Origin of the sequence: Shewanella sp. MF08487, assembly GCF_050848685.1 — a bacterium.
GTDB lineage: Bacteria > Pseudomonadota > Gammaproteobacteria > Enterobacterales > Shewanellaceae > Shewanella > Shewanella glacialipiscicola.
In genome coordinates, this window is the sequence record NZ_JBOZPB010000012.1 from 1 (window position 1) to 14,614 (window position 14,614).

Genomic DNA, 14,614 nt, shown 5'->3' on the forward strand with positions numbered 1-14,614 from the left:
CAATATCAACAAGATATGACAAGCTAGCAAGAAATTACGCCAGTATGGTGTCACTGGCGTTTATGTTAATGTGGCTGCCGATGTATTGCTGAGCAACATTTGTACAGCAAAGATCAACAGACCCTAATCATTTAACTGCTAGTGTTTAACTGCTGTAAATTTGAGTGTAACTTCAAATACCAATAAAAATGCCAAGATTTTGTCTTGGCATTTTTATTTACCGCTTTAAAAAACGACGGTCTTATTACCGTACACAACCACTTGTTCATTCAATACTAATTGCAGTGCTTTACTCAAGACGCTTTTTTCTACATCGCGCCCTGCTCGCGCCATTTCTAAGGCGCTATAACTGTGGTCGACGGGAATCACGTCTTGCTTGATGATCGGCCCTTCATCGAGGCAATTATTCACAAAATGCGCCGTCGCGCCAATGATTTTCACCCCACGTTCCCAAGCTTGTCGATAGGGCGCAGCGCCGATAAAGGCGGGTAAGAAGGAATGGTGAATATTGATAATTCGATTGGGATATTGCGCCACAAAATCAGGGGTTAACACCCGCATGTATTTAGCCAACACCAGATAATCTGGCTCATATTGAGATACCGCGGCCAACAGTGCTTGCTCGTGTTGAATTCGGTCTAAGCCTTCGTGGCTCATCAGATGAAAGGGGATGTTAAACTTCTCTGCCAGTTCGCGCAGCGCATCATGGTTGCCCACCACAGCGGCAATCTCGACACTTAAACCTCCGTAATAGGCTTTCATCAACAGATCGCCTAAACAGTGCGCTTCCTTTGTGACTAACACCACAATGCGTTTTTTACCCGCGCTAACTAACGTCATATGATTTTGCGTAGGCAGCACGTCACGCAGATCCTGCAATAACAGTTCGCTGTTAAAAATACCCTCTAACTCAGTTCGCATAAAGAAACGCCCTTGGGCATTATCCACAAACTCACTATTTTTAATGATATTCAGTTTATGAGTAAAACAAACACTGGTGATTTTAGCGATGAGGCCTTGGGCATCAGCGCAATCCGTCAGTAAGATTTTACGTTCTATGGATGGCGAAGTATTACCGTGAGTTTCAGTCATCTGTTGCAAAGTTGGCTCTCCTATATTGTCCCTACATCGAGTTTGCCATAGCAAATCATGCTGAACAGTATGAAAACCCTATAATGCGAAAATAAAAATGATATTTCAGAGGCTTGAATCAATAAAATGTAAAATTTAAGCTATTTATGTTGTAAAAATATAATTATTGCGGCGTCTGTTACTTCCTTAACCACGTGTATCTAAATAACGCTGTAATACTTTACGCAGGTTTTCTGCCTTCGTGCCATAAACCACCTGTACGCCTTTACCCATAACGATCACCCCTTTTGCCCCCAACTGACTCAAACGTACTTTATTGACTAACTCAGGTCGGTGCACGCTTAGGCGTAAACGAGTCAAACAGGCATTCAGCTCCACGATATTTTCACGCCCGCCGAGCGCCGCAATAATCGCCCGTAAACTTTCTTTGGGTCCTTTACTGTCGTTATGCTCAAGCCTGCCGGGCGTTTTCAAATTAAAGGCTAAAATACTCAGCCTAAACAACAGGTAATATATTATGGCGGTTAAAGGCCCGAGGAAAATAAACCAGCTGGCATTACGGGACAATGGAAATAGCAGCGTAAAGTCCACCAGCCCTTGGGAGAATACTATGCTGTGGTGAATATCCAGCATAATACAGACAAAATAAGCGAGCCCAGTGAGTAAGGCATGAATGATAAATAGGATTGGCGCCACAAACATAAAGGCAAATTCGATAGGTTCTGTCACCCCAGTTAACCAACTGGCCGCCCCCGCCGAGAGCATAATACCCGCCACGCGATTGCGCTCTGAGGGATCGGCGCAGCGCCACATTGCCAGTGCCGCAGCTGGCAAACCCCACATTTTAATCAGATAACCACCGGCAAGGTTTCCTGCCTGCGGATCGCCCGCTAAATAGCGCGCCACCTCACCACGAACGACTTCATGCCCCAATAACTGATATTGGCCCACCTCTAAGTAAAAAGGCGCATTCCAAATATGGTGCAACCCAAGGGGAATAAGTAACCGCTCTAATGCGCCATACACGCCAAAGGCGATGGCTGGTTTTTGATAAACCGCCCAGTCGGATACCCGCTCAATCAATAAAGCTAAGGGTGGCCACACATGGGCGAGTACATAACCTAGGCTCATCGCTAGGGGAATAATAAGTAAAGATGCACTGCGACGTCCCTCGAAGAAAGAGAAAATCGCAGGCAAGCGAATATATTGACTCCAACGGACTGCAAGGCAAGTGATACCACCGAGCATCATGCCACCTGCAATCCCAGTATCTAAGGTATCCATTCCTAATAAAGGTTGGGTTGGAAGTCGATACAAATCGGCCAGTGCGGCTAACGTCGCCGTCATCACACCATAACCAAACACCGCCGTAAAGGCGGCAATGCCTTGATCGCGACAAAAACCAATAGCGACAGCCACGGCAAATAACATCGGCATAATGGCGAAAATGAGTTTGCCTACCGCCAGCATCAGCACTGTCAGCTCTTCGGGCATAAAAGGAATTGGACTAACAGTTAAGCCAAGCATAACCCCAGCGGCGGGTAAAATAGCAATAGGAATAAGCAGCGCTTGGCTTAAGCGCTGGGCAAATTTAAACCACTGTAGATTGACGAAACTACCTAAGCGACGAGCTCGGTTTTGACGACTTGATTCCAGCGTTCTAGCCATTTTATTGCTTCAACCTCAGGTTCCATGGTTTCACAGGCATCAATTTCGAATAATTCCACCAGCGGCTTAGCGCCAAGTTCACTCAAGAGTGCATCTACAGATTTACCCGCGCCGCAAAAAGTCTCATAACCTGAATCGCCCAGTGCTATCACGCTATATTTAAGCGCCGGTAAATAGGGCGAGTGAGTTTTAAGATTATGATACCAAGGTTGAATATCCTCGGGTAAATCTCCTTGGCCGGTCGTTGACGTAATCACGATTAACAATTCATCCTGCGGAGGAATAAAGTTTACGACCGCATCGGGTTGCCATAATGTCACATCATAACCGAGGATTTGCAGCTCTTTCTCTAGGGCTTCTGCAGTAAATTGTGCGCTTCCGTACACAGTGCCAAACACCAGATTCACCTTTTTCATGATACACTCCACATTCTATTGCAAACCTTAATAGGCTGACCTTACGTTATTGTTGAGTCTATGGGCAAGCTACTAAGGCGTAAATTTTTTATAAATCAAGTCATTGAGCATGAGGAAATATCTGATGCGACAGTCCGCCCGCCAAAAACACCTCAAGCAACACTACAAAACTATCCAAACACGACGTAAAAATTATTTCCACTCCGCCCAGCAAAACCTCACTTCGCCACTCGCGCTTACCTCTGGATTCTCAACCTTAGCCGTCATGATGCAAGAGCTGCGGCCGCAAACAGCACAAACGCCACAACTCCTCGATTAAGTAATCCACCTAGTTTTAAATTCGATGACTTTAGTTTCAATAACAAAGCGAAGTGAATGCTCTTAATTTTATTCACGCGGCTAAGTTGATATCACCATATCAAGCATTGGCCGCTTACTGTTCACGCCTCTTGGGCGATGAATAACTCAGCTTGCTGACTCAAAGTCGCCTCGTCCCAACCTAGCTCGGCAAACACGGTTTCCCAATCAGGCTCGAGCTCGGTTTCTATGCTGAGCCGAGTTTGAGTTATTGGATGTGTAAAGGTGAGCTTTTTTGCGATAAGCCACAGGCGATTAATACCGAAATGCTCACGAAAAAATGCATTTTGCTTACCATCGCCATGGGTGGTATCACCGACGATGGGGTGGCGTAGATGCGCCATATGCCTTCTGAGCTGATGCTTACGCCCCGTTTTAGGGCTCAAGCGTACCAGTGCGAATCGGCTAGTGGGATATCGGCCTGACTGATACGGAATTTCAGTATTGAGCAGTGGCTCATACGCCGTCACAGCCTCCTGTGCCGCTTTGTTGGGATCGGCATTCTTATCGCCCAACTCATCCAACTCAACCTTGAGTGCATAGTCTAAAATACCGCTCTCATGCATATTACCGCGCACTAAAGCCAGATATTGTTTTTCAACCGTATGGGAGGCAAATTGCTCACACAGAGCATTGGCCACTTCACTACTCTTGGCAAACAAGAGCACGCCGGATGTCGGCCTGTCAAGACGATGTACAGGAAACACATGACAGCCCACTAAGTCACGGGTCAGCTGCATGGCAAAAAATCGCTCCCGACGCGCTAAATAACTGCGGTGGACCAATAAGCCTGCGGGTTTATGAATTGCCACTAAGTGCTCATCTTCATAAAGAATTTCAATCTCAGGCGCCTGCTCTTCTGAATCATCCTCTTGGGATACATTCACAGCATTTTCAGGCGTTTCAAGCCAGATATCATCTTGATTCATTTAACAACATATCCAATTCATTCAATAGGCTAATTAAAGTTTGGCGCGGGGGTATATCCAGCCAAACATGTTCAGCCATAGGGGCAATCGCAATTTGAGTCGGCAATGGCGCCCCCGTTTCGATTAAAGTCTGCATTCTAGGCAGCAAAATAAACTGCAGCCACTGCTCAAGGGGCATAAGATCACAGGCAAAAGGTGCTGTGCTTGCCATTGCAGCGGCAGAAGGCGCTTGCTCAGACCACAACTCGGCCGCTTGCAGCGCGTGGGTAATCTGAGCCAATTTAGCTTGGGTTTGACTGTATAACATAGCTTTCAGATCCATTCTCATATTAGCCCTGTGTGATTCGAAAACTTCCCACAATTCACTGGCCGAATAGGTCGATTAAAGTGCCGCAATCATACCATCCAGACGCACTTCCCCCTATAATGGCGCCAATTTATTGAGCCTCTTTGATTGATATGGCAGCCAAATGACTGAAATTACAACTTTAAGCCAGTTTTTAACCACAGCCAAAACCCAGTTCCAAGTGTATGATCTTGGCCGTAGGGTGCAACATATTGATATGCTCGCATTTCACCAAATCGAATCTCTCGCTACGCCTTATCCTTACCCTATTCAAGGGAATGCGCAATTTGCTATTGTCTTTTGGGATGCTAGCCAGCAGCACTTTATTTGGTTTCTAAAGCTGGCGTTAGATGAGCAAGGATTACTGTCGCCCGCGCCTCGCTCACAATTTATCGAAATGATATTAGCGGCATTAGGGCAAGATCCCACTCAGCCACTCAGTGATGAGCAGCAAGAACGACTCGCGAATAATCCGTTTAACTTCAAGCCAAGCCAGGAAAAACTCGCCGTATTCAACGCACTCGTTCGTAAACAACTTGGCCAACGCGCTTCATCACAATACGAGTTTGCCGTGCAATATCTGTCAGGCCAAGTTGCCCCATCACAATGGCAACATATTGGAATGCAAGGCATAGCCGATGTATGTGCGCGCGCCAATGAATTTGATCATGAGCAGCAATTAGTATCGAGTTTTGATACAGCCGCCATCGAAGTGCAAATCGCCCTGTGTCAATGTCTTGAACACTTACTGATTAGCGACACGCTCGCCGATAAAATTCTCGCAAAACTTCAAGATGCAGCCCCAGAACACCAAGCCTATTTCCTACGGGCTTTGGCTTCTAGCGCCAAACACAGCCAAAAGGCGTTTGAGCATCTACACGGCCAAGCCTCTTTAGATACCAATGCCCTCATCAGCATTGCCGGGCGTAACTGGTCGGTATTAAAACAAGATTCAAGTCGCAGTCTTTACTTAGAAGCCCTAGCACTGCAGCCCCAAGCCTTTTTTAATCAGGTCTTTGCTGATATTGTGGCTATTCCTAGTTTGCGCAATCAATTACTAGGCGAATTAAGAAACCCCAATCGAAGCGTTCAACTATCACAAGCCATAGGTGGTTTGTTTAAGGCAGCAAGCAAATGATGTCAGATTTACTGTTAATTATTGGCCTCGTCGTGATTGCCGCATTTTTTTGGCAGTTACGCCAAATGGCAGAGTTGAGCCGTATTTTTGCCGAAAAAGAATGTTGGCGACAAAAAGTGCAACTGTTAGCCATAGCAATGGAAACCGCCCGCCCAAGTATTGGCGGCACCACGGGGATTTGTTGGAAAGCGAAATATTTATTTGAATTCAGCACCGACGGCATTAACCAGTACAGTGGCCATATTTGGATGCAAGGCAAGAAAATTCAAAAAATAGAATGGCCCATCTTCCCAGAGCCAGAATGGCAAGAAGCGCCGACAGCGCAGGGTAAATTTGGCGGTTGTGGTACGCAAAGTGGTTGCAACTCAGGCAAATGCCATTAAGCTTTTATCGACAATGTTGGCTCAAATAAAATGTGGGCCAACATAGAGAGCAAGACATCATTCTTTTTTATCGTAAATACGGCTAAAAAATAACTCACTGTAAAAGTTAAAAAAGAAAGGGCGCGGCCCTAAAGCCACGCCCTCCTATTCTCTGTTAAGCTATCCCGCTATTTTTGTGCTCCCTGCACCATCCATGCGTCAATCTGCGTCCTGCTTCATCCCTGCTCAATCCTTGAGGTCCTTGTACTTGTGTACTTCCCTATTTCTTGGTCATCCAGTCCCAAGCTTGCTCTTTCCTGAGCGGTTCCATCATCATCCATGAAACGGGTATTGCATCCATTCAATTGTATTCCCTGTGCCATTGCCATCCTATGCAATGAGTCTATCAATCCTTGATAGTCTCCCTTCCTTGGTATTGGCTCTCTTTCATCCTGAAAGGCCTATATCCCTATCTTTCCTTAAGTCACATTCCTTAGTCACTGTTCAATCATCCTGATCGCCAACATCCTGTTGCCCGCAATTCCTTCTACAAGATGAATTCTACGCCAACCAACGAAAGTACTCATTGTGGATTATTTAAAATGTTAACGAAGATGGTGAGCTCAACTAACAAAAAATAGACTAACCGACTGATATAAATAAAAATAATAACCAACCCCAAGACATAACCACCCTTTGGACTTACAAATTACTTACATACTTGTGAGAGATCTCTTACACGGAGGATGGCAATTCGAATCAAAAGTAAGCAAGTGCTAGATGTTCTCCCCTGAAGGACTTATGCATAAACCGCTATCGCTCAAAATTCGACAAGTATTCGGCGCATGACCCAAACACAGTCAACACAGAGAGTAAATCATTAGGCAATAAGAGAAGTAAGACTGGTGAACATGCTTTACGGTGAGAAGTCTTTAAGCAGAGTTACAAAGTCAATGTGAATAGCGTTATAGCTTGGCAAAGCGAGATTAATACTGAAAATGAACCAAAGAAAAGGGCGCAACTAAAGTGCGCCCCATTTATCCTTTGTAAGCCATCCTGCTCGATTTGTGCTCCCTGCACCATCCATGCGTCTGCTTGCGTCCTGCGTCGTCCCTGTAATCCCTTTTCGTCCCTGTGTATCAAACTTGCGTGAGATAACACTCAGTCCTTTGACCTGTAAATCCATTTTACAGAGCCTGTCACTTCCTATGACTTTTTCCTATTGCATCCTGCAAAAATTTGTCTTCCATAGAGTAGTACAAGCTGTTCACCCTTATACTTTATCCTTATCTCGACACATCCTGTCTCGAGTTCATGCTTAATCCTTAAGCGTGTCCTGTATTCTTCCTGAAATTCATCATCCTGACGATACGACTCACTGTCTCTAATCATCCTTGAAAAGCAATCCTGCTTTTCCTTAGCCTATCCTAGGCGAATGACAGTTTTCCTACCGTCAGCGATTTCAACCTTGAAATCTTAATTCGTTGCTTCTTGCGTCCCTTTGGCCTGTTTCGCTTTCCTTGCTATACATTTGCTTTGGCCATGAGTGAATTCTACGTTAACCCTAACTTTTTTGTTCGGCTCAAAGAACGGACTACAAAAGAAATTACGGTCAAACATAAACTAAATAAACATAAGTAAATGATTCTATTTAAAATTAAACACAATGGAACAAAAAACAATCAAAAAGAAAACATTATGTCCTACAGCGTTTGTAAGCGATCTCTCACACGGGCATGGGCATCTCACTCGGACGGCTTTTTTAACGCTTAAAAAAGCCGCTGATCATCTGAGCAAACATTACCCAATCAGCCATCAAACTGTAAAAGGGATACTGAAATGTCGCGGGTCGATTCTTCTCGAATACGAAGTGTCCCACCCACGCAAAACCATAACCAACAACAGGAATAAACCAACATAGCCACCAGGCTTGTGAAACCAAGGCAATGCCAATCAGCAGCAGGACTAAGCAACTGCCAACAAAGTGTAATTGCCGGCAAGTCGGGTGCTGGTGTTGGGATAAATAGAAAGGATAGAAATCGGCGAACCGTTTATAAGAGTGAGTCATCTTGTTGAACCGAATAGAATAACAACTGGCCATGGACACTGCCGATAGTGAGCTCGCCTATGGATACAAAGTCATGCTGGGTAAACAGTTGCAAGTGGTTCTCCTGAGCGATAAACACACCAATGCCATCCAAATCAGGCTGCTCATCACACCAACTCATCACAGCTTGCACTAACTTATGTCCAAGTCCTTTGTGCTGTTCATTTGGTGCAAGAGCAATAAACTGCAAAATACCGCAGTGCTTACTGGGTAAAAGTTCAATAATACTGGACTCTTTGTTCATTAGTGCTTGAGTCGATTGCCACCCTGTACCTAACAACATCTTTAAGCGCCAATGCCAATAACGCCCTTCCCCTAAAGGCACTTCTTGAGTAACTACACCGGCTAACCCAACCAGTCTTTCATGGTCGAATAAACCAATGATTGCTTGTTTTTGTTGCCATAACGTATTGAGTTCTTCCCTGATTGCGGCGCGCAGTTTTTGCTCATAAGCGGCTTTATCTGAGGTAAAAAGTGAGTCAATAAAAAAGGGGTCATCGTGATAAGCGTTATAAAGAATAGAAGCTGCAATACGTAAATCTTCCGCAGTCAAATAGACTGCTCGATAGGTTTCCAAGGTCTGATTATCCATTCTGAGTTTTCCTTGAATGAGCTCACACTTTTTATGAGTAACCGTTAATTTATCAAGGAAACGACAAAGTGCAAATTTTAATCATAGATTGCATTTTTCAATCAGACGCTTACTCTAAACACAGGCACTATAACTGAAAAGGAAATAATGATGGACACTACTCAAGTCGACTTAAGCCACTTATTCGAACAACTCGGTTTAGACAGTAGCGATGAAGCTATAGCGCAGTTTATTGAAACCCACGAAATTGATGATCACATTCATCTAAATCAAGCCCCCTTTTGGACCTCCGCCCAAAAGAGTTTTCTAACTGAAGCCCTAGAAGCAGATGCTCAATGGACGCCACTCATTGAAAAGTTAGACACTCAGCTTCGTAAATAACAAGGTTACTCGATTATAGTTGATGCTAAGCAGCGTCCAAAAACCACTAAGACATTATTCCAAAAAATCATTGGCATATATTATATCCTTAGTGGTTTTCCTTAATTATTAGGGTACTGAGCGCAATAACACAACATTGAAATCTTTTTAATTAGTCTCTTCCTGTTGCTCACCTTATTAAATGTAGCCCTCGCCAACATTGACCGCACAACCACTAGGACCTAAGCTTGCGCGCTAAGTAAAAAAACACTAGCAATAATTGAGTGACTCGGTTGCTAATTCATCGGATAACATCTTATATAATAAAGATTAAATCGGGTTTTCGCTTTATCAAAACCGAGTTAAGCGCAACATAAATTTCCGAAATAATGACATATTTTTTTAGGTCATTATTTAAAAAGTGATATTAAAGTTGATTAAAAACATTCAACAATTTAAGGAATTTTGCTAATGATGAGTCCTATTGACCAAGTATTAGCGGCAGCACGTTCGCTCGAAGCCAGCGGCAAAACCCCCAGCCTAGCCTTAATTAAAACCCGCGTAGGCAGCCGCTTACCTTTGCCTATATTGATACAAGGCTTACAACAATTTAAATCAATGCCTAAGGCGGAGCGAGAACGTTTAACCGAGTTGCAAGCAACGTCCCCGACAGAAGAAGCACCTATAACTCACGACGCCATAACTCTTATTACACTTGCTGAGCGCCTATTGACGCAACAAACACATTTTGACCGCTATGCCGAACAGCAAACAGCAGAAATAGTGCAACTAAAAAATGAGTTACTCAAACTTCAACAACGCATCAACCTACTAGAATCCCAAGGGAAAACAGCTTAATGTTTGTCACTGAACTGCGCTTCGAATGTTTCGCCGACACGACTATTTCTGCAGCCGAAAAAGCCATTAATCAACTTCTCGAAGCCTATCGAGCCAACGGTCAAATCTTAGGGCGAGAATTTGCGGTCGCCTTTAATGACGGTGAATTTAGAGTGCGTTTGTTAATGCCAGAAAAAGGCAGCTTAGCGCACAAATACCACAGCCCTTGGGTCAAAAAAGCGTTAACAGAGTTAACCGACGCTAAGCTACTCGCGCCGCGGGAAAAGTTTATCGGTCAGGACATTAATTCTGAGGTCAGCAATACTGACACACCGAGCTGGCAACTTCTGTATACCAGCTTTGTACACATGTGCTCGCCCCTGCGCAGCGGCGATAATCTATTGCCCATTCCTTTATATCGACTCCCAGCAACCTTTAATGGCGATCACAAACGCATTATCCGTTGGCAGAGCGAATGGCAAGCCTGTGACGAGTTACAAATGGCGGCGGCCACCAAAGCAGAATTTGCCGCACTTGAGGAATTATCGAGTCCAGACAGTGATTTATTTCGCAGAGGTTGGGATTTGCGCGGCCGTATCGAATATCTCACTCAGATCCCGACCTATTACTACTTATACCGCGTCGGCGGCCAAGATTTGGCCTCAGAAAAAGCGCGACCTTGCCCACGTTGTGGCAGTCATGATTGGAAACTCGATGAACCACTGTTAGATATGTTTCATTTTCGCTGCGAGCCTTGCCGCATAGTGTCGAATCTGTCTTGGGATCATCAATAACATCACATAGTATCCCGCTCTAGAACTCAATCTAAGATAAGCCACACTTAGTTTGAGTTCACTCTGATAAGTGAGCGTCGCTCACGCCAGCTAGCGTTTACCCATCAAGTTTTGCCACATAAGTTTGAAGCGAGCTAAAATACCGGGATGTTCTAAGGCCGGCATAGGTAATTCTTCATGTTTTACTGGCGGTGTTATCCGTGGCGATAACGCCCCGATAAATTCAGCTAAACTTGGTGATAATTGCTGCGAAGGTAACTCACCAGGTAGCTCTATCCATACGCTGCCGTCATTATTATCAATAGTGAGCATTTTATCGCCATCATCTAACAGACCGATGAACCACGTCGGTGGCTGCTTGAGTTTTTTCTTCATCATCAAATGACCAATGAGGTTTTGCTGCAGGCAATCAAAATCGTTTTCATTCCATACTTGCAATAACTCACCCGCGCCCCACTTTGAGTCAAATAATAGTGGTGCAGAGAAATATTGACCATAAAAGTGATTGATTTCTGGCCATAAAGTTAATTCTAGCGCATGCTCAACATTGGCGAAACTCCCTTCGACCTCGCGTTTAACCGGCTGCCAAAAAACCGCCTGTTCTAGTTCGGGTTGAAATTCGCCCTGAATACACACAGAAGGTTCACCCTGCGGGTAATAACGCGGTAGTTCACTTAAGCTCGTTAAGTAAGCTTTATGATAGTTTTGCAAAAATTTATCGAGTGCAGGCAGACAAGACACTTAAGCACAATCCAATTTCAGGTATAATGTATGCCTATTTTGACATGGAAACAGTATTGATGACACAGAATCACGATCCCTATAGTGATGCGCAAGCGCTTGTTGGCCTGACGTTAGGTAAAGCCACAGACTATCAAGCTGAATATGACGCGTCGCTGCTACAAGGGGTTCCACGCTCACTAAACCGTAACGCTATAGCACTCACAGAGAGGCTACCATTTCATGGTGCCGATATCTGGACGGGTTATGAACTATCTTGGTTAAATGCCAAAGGTAAGCCTATGGTGGCCATAGTAGAAGTGTATTTGAGCTATGAAAGCCTGAACCTGATTGAGTCAAAATCGTTTAAACTGTATCTCAATAGCTTTAATCAAACCAAGTTTGATAACATAGACTCACTGCAAAAAACCTTAATACAGGACCTAAGCCAATGCGCCCAAGGCGATGTTAATATTAAGATTATCGAGCCAAAAAACTTCGCCACTCAGCGGATCATCGAGTTACCAGGCACTTGTATTGACGATCTCGATATTACAGTTAGTGATTATACTTTTAATCCTGATTATTTAGAAAACAGTACTGATGAAAAACAAATTGTTGCAGAAACGCTCAATTCCAATTTGCTAAAATCTAACTGCTTAATTACTTCGCAACCTGATTGGGGCAGCGTGATGATCCGCTACCAAGGGCCTAAAATCGATCGCGAGAAGCTACTGCGCTATTTGATTTCTTTTCGCCAGCATAACGAGTTCCACGAGCAGTGTGTTGAGCGGATTTTTGTCGATCTCAAACGTTTTTGTCATTGCGCCAAACTCACTGTTTATGCGCGCTACACTCGCCGTGGTGGTTTAGACATTAACCCTTATCGTAGCGATTTTGAGCAACCCGGTGAAAATCACAGGCTTGCAAGACAGTAAATCAAGATAATATCAAAGGTTTACTGTAAAGCGGCTCGCTCAATAAAAGCCCTGAATTATCAGGGCTTTTTATTGCGTTAACATTTTAATAAACCATTATAATCCCAAATTCGCCACGCGATTCAACAACGAAATAGCGCTTCAACATAGGTTTATTTATCGAGAAAGATCATTCGTACTTATAGGCACTATCTTAAAGGCGATTTGTTTACTGAAATAAAAATTTAATTTACTGAGGTGGACGTTGGCTCTGTAGTTTTGCACTCAAGCAATAATTGCTGAAAATGTGTCCCTAAGTCTTGCTTGGCAAATTGTTCACTCGCGAGCGCCATTTGCTTAAGGCTTTGTAAGGCTTGATCTAAACCTTGTTGCTCGATAAGACTTTTAGCATAGGCCGCCGCATCGGCGCCCTTTTGTAGCAAGCTCGCGACCTGATCAAAACTGATGTCTTGCTCCATGACTTTCTGTAAGTCCCCCAGCAGCTCTGCCACTTTAGCCGACTCCACCAGCGAGCCTTCAACATTGACTAACTTACCCAGCGGATCTTGGCTGAGTTTTTCAGCCACACAGGCCGAAACAGTGCCAGCTGCCGCGCTTTGCGCCACAACATCTAAGCCATTGGCACGAATTTGCTCAACCACTTGCTGCAACTGTGGATCTTGGGCTAACCAAGCCTGCTCTAATTGCTGCTTTTCATCGCCACCAAAATAACCACAACCAGATAGCAACACCATCATAGTGGCAGGTATTAGGCACTTAATCCGTTTCATTGTTAAACCTCATTTATTTCATTCAAATTCAAAATATTATGGGCGTAACTATACCCAGCAATGTTTAACCGAAGATGAATAAGACCAGTTAACCATAATTGGCAAATAAGGCTTCTATGCTGCTCAGTTGCGCCGTTAGCATTATGGAAATCTCTGTGTTACCAGCATGCCCTAAGCTCACGGCAAAACGGTACTCCTCGGTCAAACGCCCAAAATAGGTTTGCCAATACAATGAACTTGCATCAATAGTTTGCAGCGGGATATTAGGATAGACACTCAGCAAAGGCGCCACACCATAGAACGGCATCAACGCTGCATCTTGGCATCTAAGCTCAACCGATCCGGCCACCAATTGCTCGAATGGCTTTAGATCAAAGCCGAAGGATTTAAGCGACTGCGCTAGACCTAGGCCAGTCGCCTTAATATAGGATTCCTTTAACGCCCATAAATCGAAAAAGCGCTGCCGCTGACTCGCTTCATCGGCAAGAGCTAACAAAGTTGCAGTTTCTTGGGCGGAAAAATAATGATTTAGGATTGGATAGATATCCGTCTTCGGCCGCGATCTTTCAATATCGACCCCAAATAAACCAGATTCAACGCCATGAAACTGAACCACACCAATCAATAACCAATCGCCGCTATGGCTTAGGTTAAACTCAAGCCCCGTTTGCTGTTGCAATTTCGCCGTTAAACTCGGCTTGCCCTTAGCGCCATATTCAAAACACCACTCGTGTGGCGATAAATCCGCATAGCGAGATAACACGGCCCGCAACGCTGCCCTCACCTGCAATCCCTTCATTTGCGCCTTGGGATCGCGATAACGCGCGACCTTAGCGAGTTCATCATCACTCAACCAAGACTGGGCCAGTACGGTATGCAGCGGTGACATCTCGCTAAACGGAATAAAAAACAGTCCCACATTCGCACTGCGTTCGCTCTCGCCCAATGTTTGAGCATCAGATACGGCAGAGTTAGGCTTTGCCGTATTTTGCGGCTGATGCTCAGTCATATTTTGGCTTTGGGGAGCACACACTGCAGCGTTATGATCTGGATTCATTCTTCATCTTATATAGTGTTAACGACGTTTTAGAGTCACTTTAAATCGTATGATATTTTAATCGCGTGATAAATCGTCGCGTGATAGCGAAATTATCAGTTTAAGGGTGATAAAATCTAACGATAACACCA

At 44.4% G+C, this 14,614-nt stretch carries 17 protein-coding genes and 1 pseudogene; 8 read left to right on the plus strand and 10 right to left on the minus strand.

The window, feature by feature from the left end:
* Nucleotides 1–92: pseudogene (locus ACRN9H_RS10080) on the plus strand (IS5/IS1182 family transposase); the annotation flags it as partial.
* Nucleotides 93–225: 133 nt separating this feature from the next.
* On the opposite strand, the gene purU reads toward ACRN9H_RS10080, so the two are convergent.
* From purU to ACRN9H_RS10095, 3 genes are all read right to left on the minus strand, one after another.
* Entirely contained in the window at nt 226–1,092 is an 867-nt protein-coding gene (gene purU / locus ACRN9H_RS10085; RefSeq protein ID WP_432313610.1) for a formyltetrahydrofolate deformylase, read from the minus strand.
* A gap of 186 nt (nt 1,093–1,278) precedes the next feature.
* A complete protein-coding gene (locus tag ACRN9H_RS10090) occupies nt 1,279–2,760 on the minus strand; it encodes a PTS transporter subunit EIIC (protein WP_432313541.1) in 1,482 nt (493 codons plus the stop codon).
* A complete protein-coding gene (locus ACRN9H_RS10095; RefSeq protein WP_432313542.1) occupies nt 2,712–3,176 on the minus strand; it encodes a flavodoxin in 465 nt (154 codons plus the stop codon). The genes ACRN9H_RS10090 and ACRN9H_RS10095 overlap by 49 nt, the downstream gene beginning before the upstream one ends.
* A gap of 124 nt (nt 3,177–3,300) precedes the next feature.
* On the opposite strand from ACRN9H_RS10095, the gene ACRN9H_RS10100 reads away from it, so the two are divergent.
* Nucleotides 3,301–3,495, plus strand: a complete 195-nt coding sequence (locus ACRN9H_RS10100) for a hypothetical protein (protein WP_432313543.1) — start codon at nt 3,301–3,303, stop codon at nt 3,493–3,495.
* 121 nt (nt 3,496–3,616) lie between these two features.
* On the opposite strand, the gene truC is transcribed toward ACRN9H_RS10100, so the two are convergent.
* Together truC and ACRN9H_RS10110 are read right to left on the minus strand one after the other, a co-directional pair.
* Nucleotides 3,617–4,462 carry a tRNA pseudouridine(65) synthase TruC gene (gene truC / locus ACRN9H_RS10105; RefSeq protein ID WP_432313544.1) on the minus strand — a complete coding sequence of 282 codons (846 nt, stop codon included), beginning with the start codon at nt 4,460–4,462 and terminating at the stop codon, nt 3,617–3,619.
* Nucleotides 4,449–4,769, minus strand: coding sequence for a YqcC family protein (locus tag ACRN9H_RS10110; protein WP_263165815.1), 321 nt, complete (start codon nt 4,767–4,769; stop codon nt 4,449–4,451). Before ACRN9H_RS10110 ends, truC begins: the two co-directional genes overlap by 14 nt.
* A gap of 163 nt (nt 4,770–4,932) precedes the next feature.
* On the opposite strand from ACRN9H_RS10110, the gene ACRN9H_RS10115 reads away from it, so the two are divergent.
* Entirely contained in the window at nt 4,933–5,946 is a 1,014-nt protein-coding gene (locus tag ACRN9H_RS10115; protein WP_432313545.1) for a DUF3549 family protein, read from the plus strand.
* Entirely contained in the window at nt 5,943–6,329 is a 387-nt protein-coding gene (locus ACRN9H_RS10120; protein ID WP_432313546.1) for a DUF3301 domain-containing protein, read from the plus strand. Before ACRN9H_RS10115 ends, ACRN9H_RS10120 begins: the two co-directional genes overlap by 4 nt.
* Before the next feature lie 1,741 nt (nt 6,330–8,070).
* Here ACRN9H_RS10120 and ACRN9H_RS10125 read toward each other — a convergent pair.
* Both ACRN9H_RS10125 and ACRN9H_RS10130 read right to left on the minus strand, forming a co-directional pair.
* A complete protein-coding gene (locus ACRN9H_RS10125; RefSeq protein WP_259577292.1) occupies nt 8,071–8,376 on the minus strand; it encodes a DUF962 domain-containing protein in 306 nt (101 codons plus the stop codon).
* A complete protein-coding gene (locus tag ACRN9H_RS10130) occupies nt 8,360–9,007 on the minus strand; it encodes a GNAT family N-acetyltransferase (protein WP_432313547.1) in 648 nt (215 codons plus the stop codon). Before ACRN9H_RS10130 ends, ACRN9H_RS10125 begins: the two co-directional genes overlap by 17 nt.
* 150 nt (nt 9,008–9,157) lie before the next feature.
* On the opposite strand from ACRN9H_RS10130, the gene ACRN9H_RS10135 reads away from it, so the two are divergent.
* The 3 genes from ACRN9H_RS10135 (at nt 9,158) to ACRN9H_RS10145 (ending at nt 10,998) form a co-directional block, all read left to right on the plus strand.
* Nucleotides 9,158–9,388 carry a DUF2789 domain-containing protein gene (locus ACRN9H_RS10135; protein ID WP_432313548.1) on the plus strand — a complete coding sequence of 77 codons (231 nt, stop codon included), beginning with the start codon at nt 9,158–9,160 and terminating at the stop codon, nt 9,386–9,388.
* Nucleotides 9,389–9,841: 453 nt separating this feature from the next.
* Nucleotides 9,842–10,225, plus strand: a complete 384-nt coding sequence (locus ACRN9H_RS10140; RefSeq protein ID WP_432313611.1) for a hypothetical protein — start codon at nt 9,842–9,844, stop codon at nt 10,223–10,225.
* Nucleotides 10,225–10,998, plus strand: a complete 774-nt coding sequence (locus tag ACRN9H_RS10145) for a Zn-ribbon-containing protein (protein WP_432313549.1) — start codon at nt 10,225–10,227, stop codon at nt 10,996–10,998. Before ACRN9H_RS10140 ends, ACRN9H_RS10145 begins: the two co-directional genes overlap by 1 nt.
* Before the next feature lie 90 nt (nt 10,999–11,088).
* Here ACRN9H_RS10145 and syd read toward each other — a convergent pair whose 3' ends face one another.
* Nucleotides 11,089–11,739, minus strand: a complete 651-nt coding sequence (gene syd, locus ACRN9H_RS10150; protein ID WP_432313550.1) for a SecY-interacting protein — start codon at nt 11,737–11,739, stop codon at nt 11,089–11,091.
* Between the two features lie 59 nt (nt 11,740–11,798).
* Here syd and queF point away from each other — a divergent pair, with 59 nt between their 5' ends.
* Nucleotides 11,799–12,656 carry an NADPH-dependent 7-cyano-7-deazaguanine reductase QueF gene (queF, locus tag ACRN9H_RS10155; RefSeq protein WP_432313551.1) on the plus strand — a complete coding sequence of 286 codons (858 nt, stop codon included), beginning with the start codon at nt 11,799–11,801 and terminating at the stop codon, nt 12,654–12,656.
* Nucleotides 12,657–12,880: 224 nt separating this feature from the next.
* On the opposite strand, the gene ACRN9H_RS10160 is transcribed toward queF, so the two are convergent.
* Together ACRN9H_RS10160 and ACRN9H_RS10165 are read right to left on the minus strand one after the other, a co-directional pair.
* Entirely contained in the window at nt 12,881–13,426 is a 546-nt protein-coding gene (locus ACRN9H_RS10160; protein WP_432313552.1) for a hypothetical protein, read from the minus strand.
* Between the two features lie 88 nt (nt 13,427–13,514).
* Nucleotides 13,515–14,483 (minus strand): 4'-phosphopantetheinyl transferase family protein, encoded by a 969-nt coding sequence (locus ACRN9H_RS10165; RefSeq protein ID WP_432313553.1) that lies wholly within the window; start codon nt 14,481–14,483, stop codon nt 13,515–13,517.
* Nucleotides 14,484–14,614: the final 131 nt, after the last annotated feature.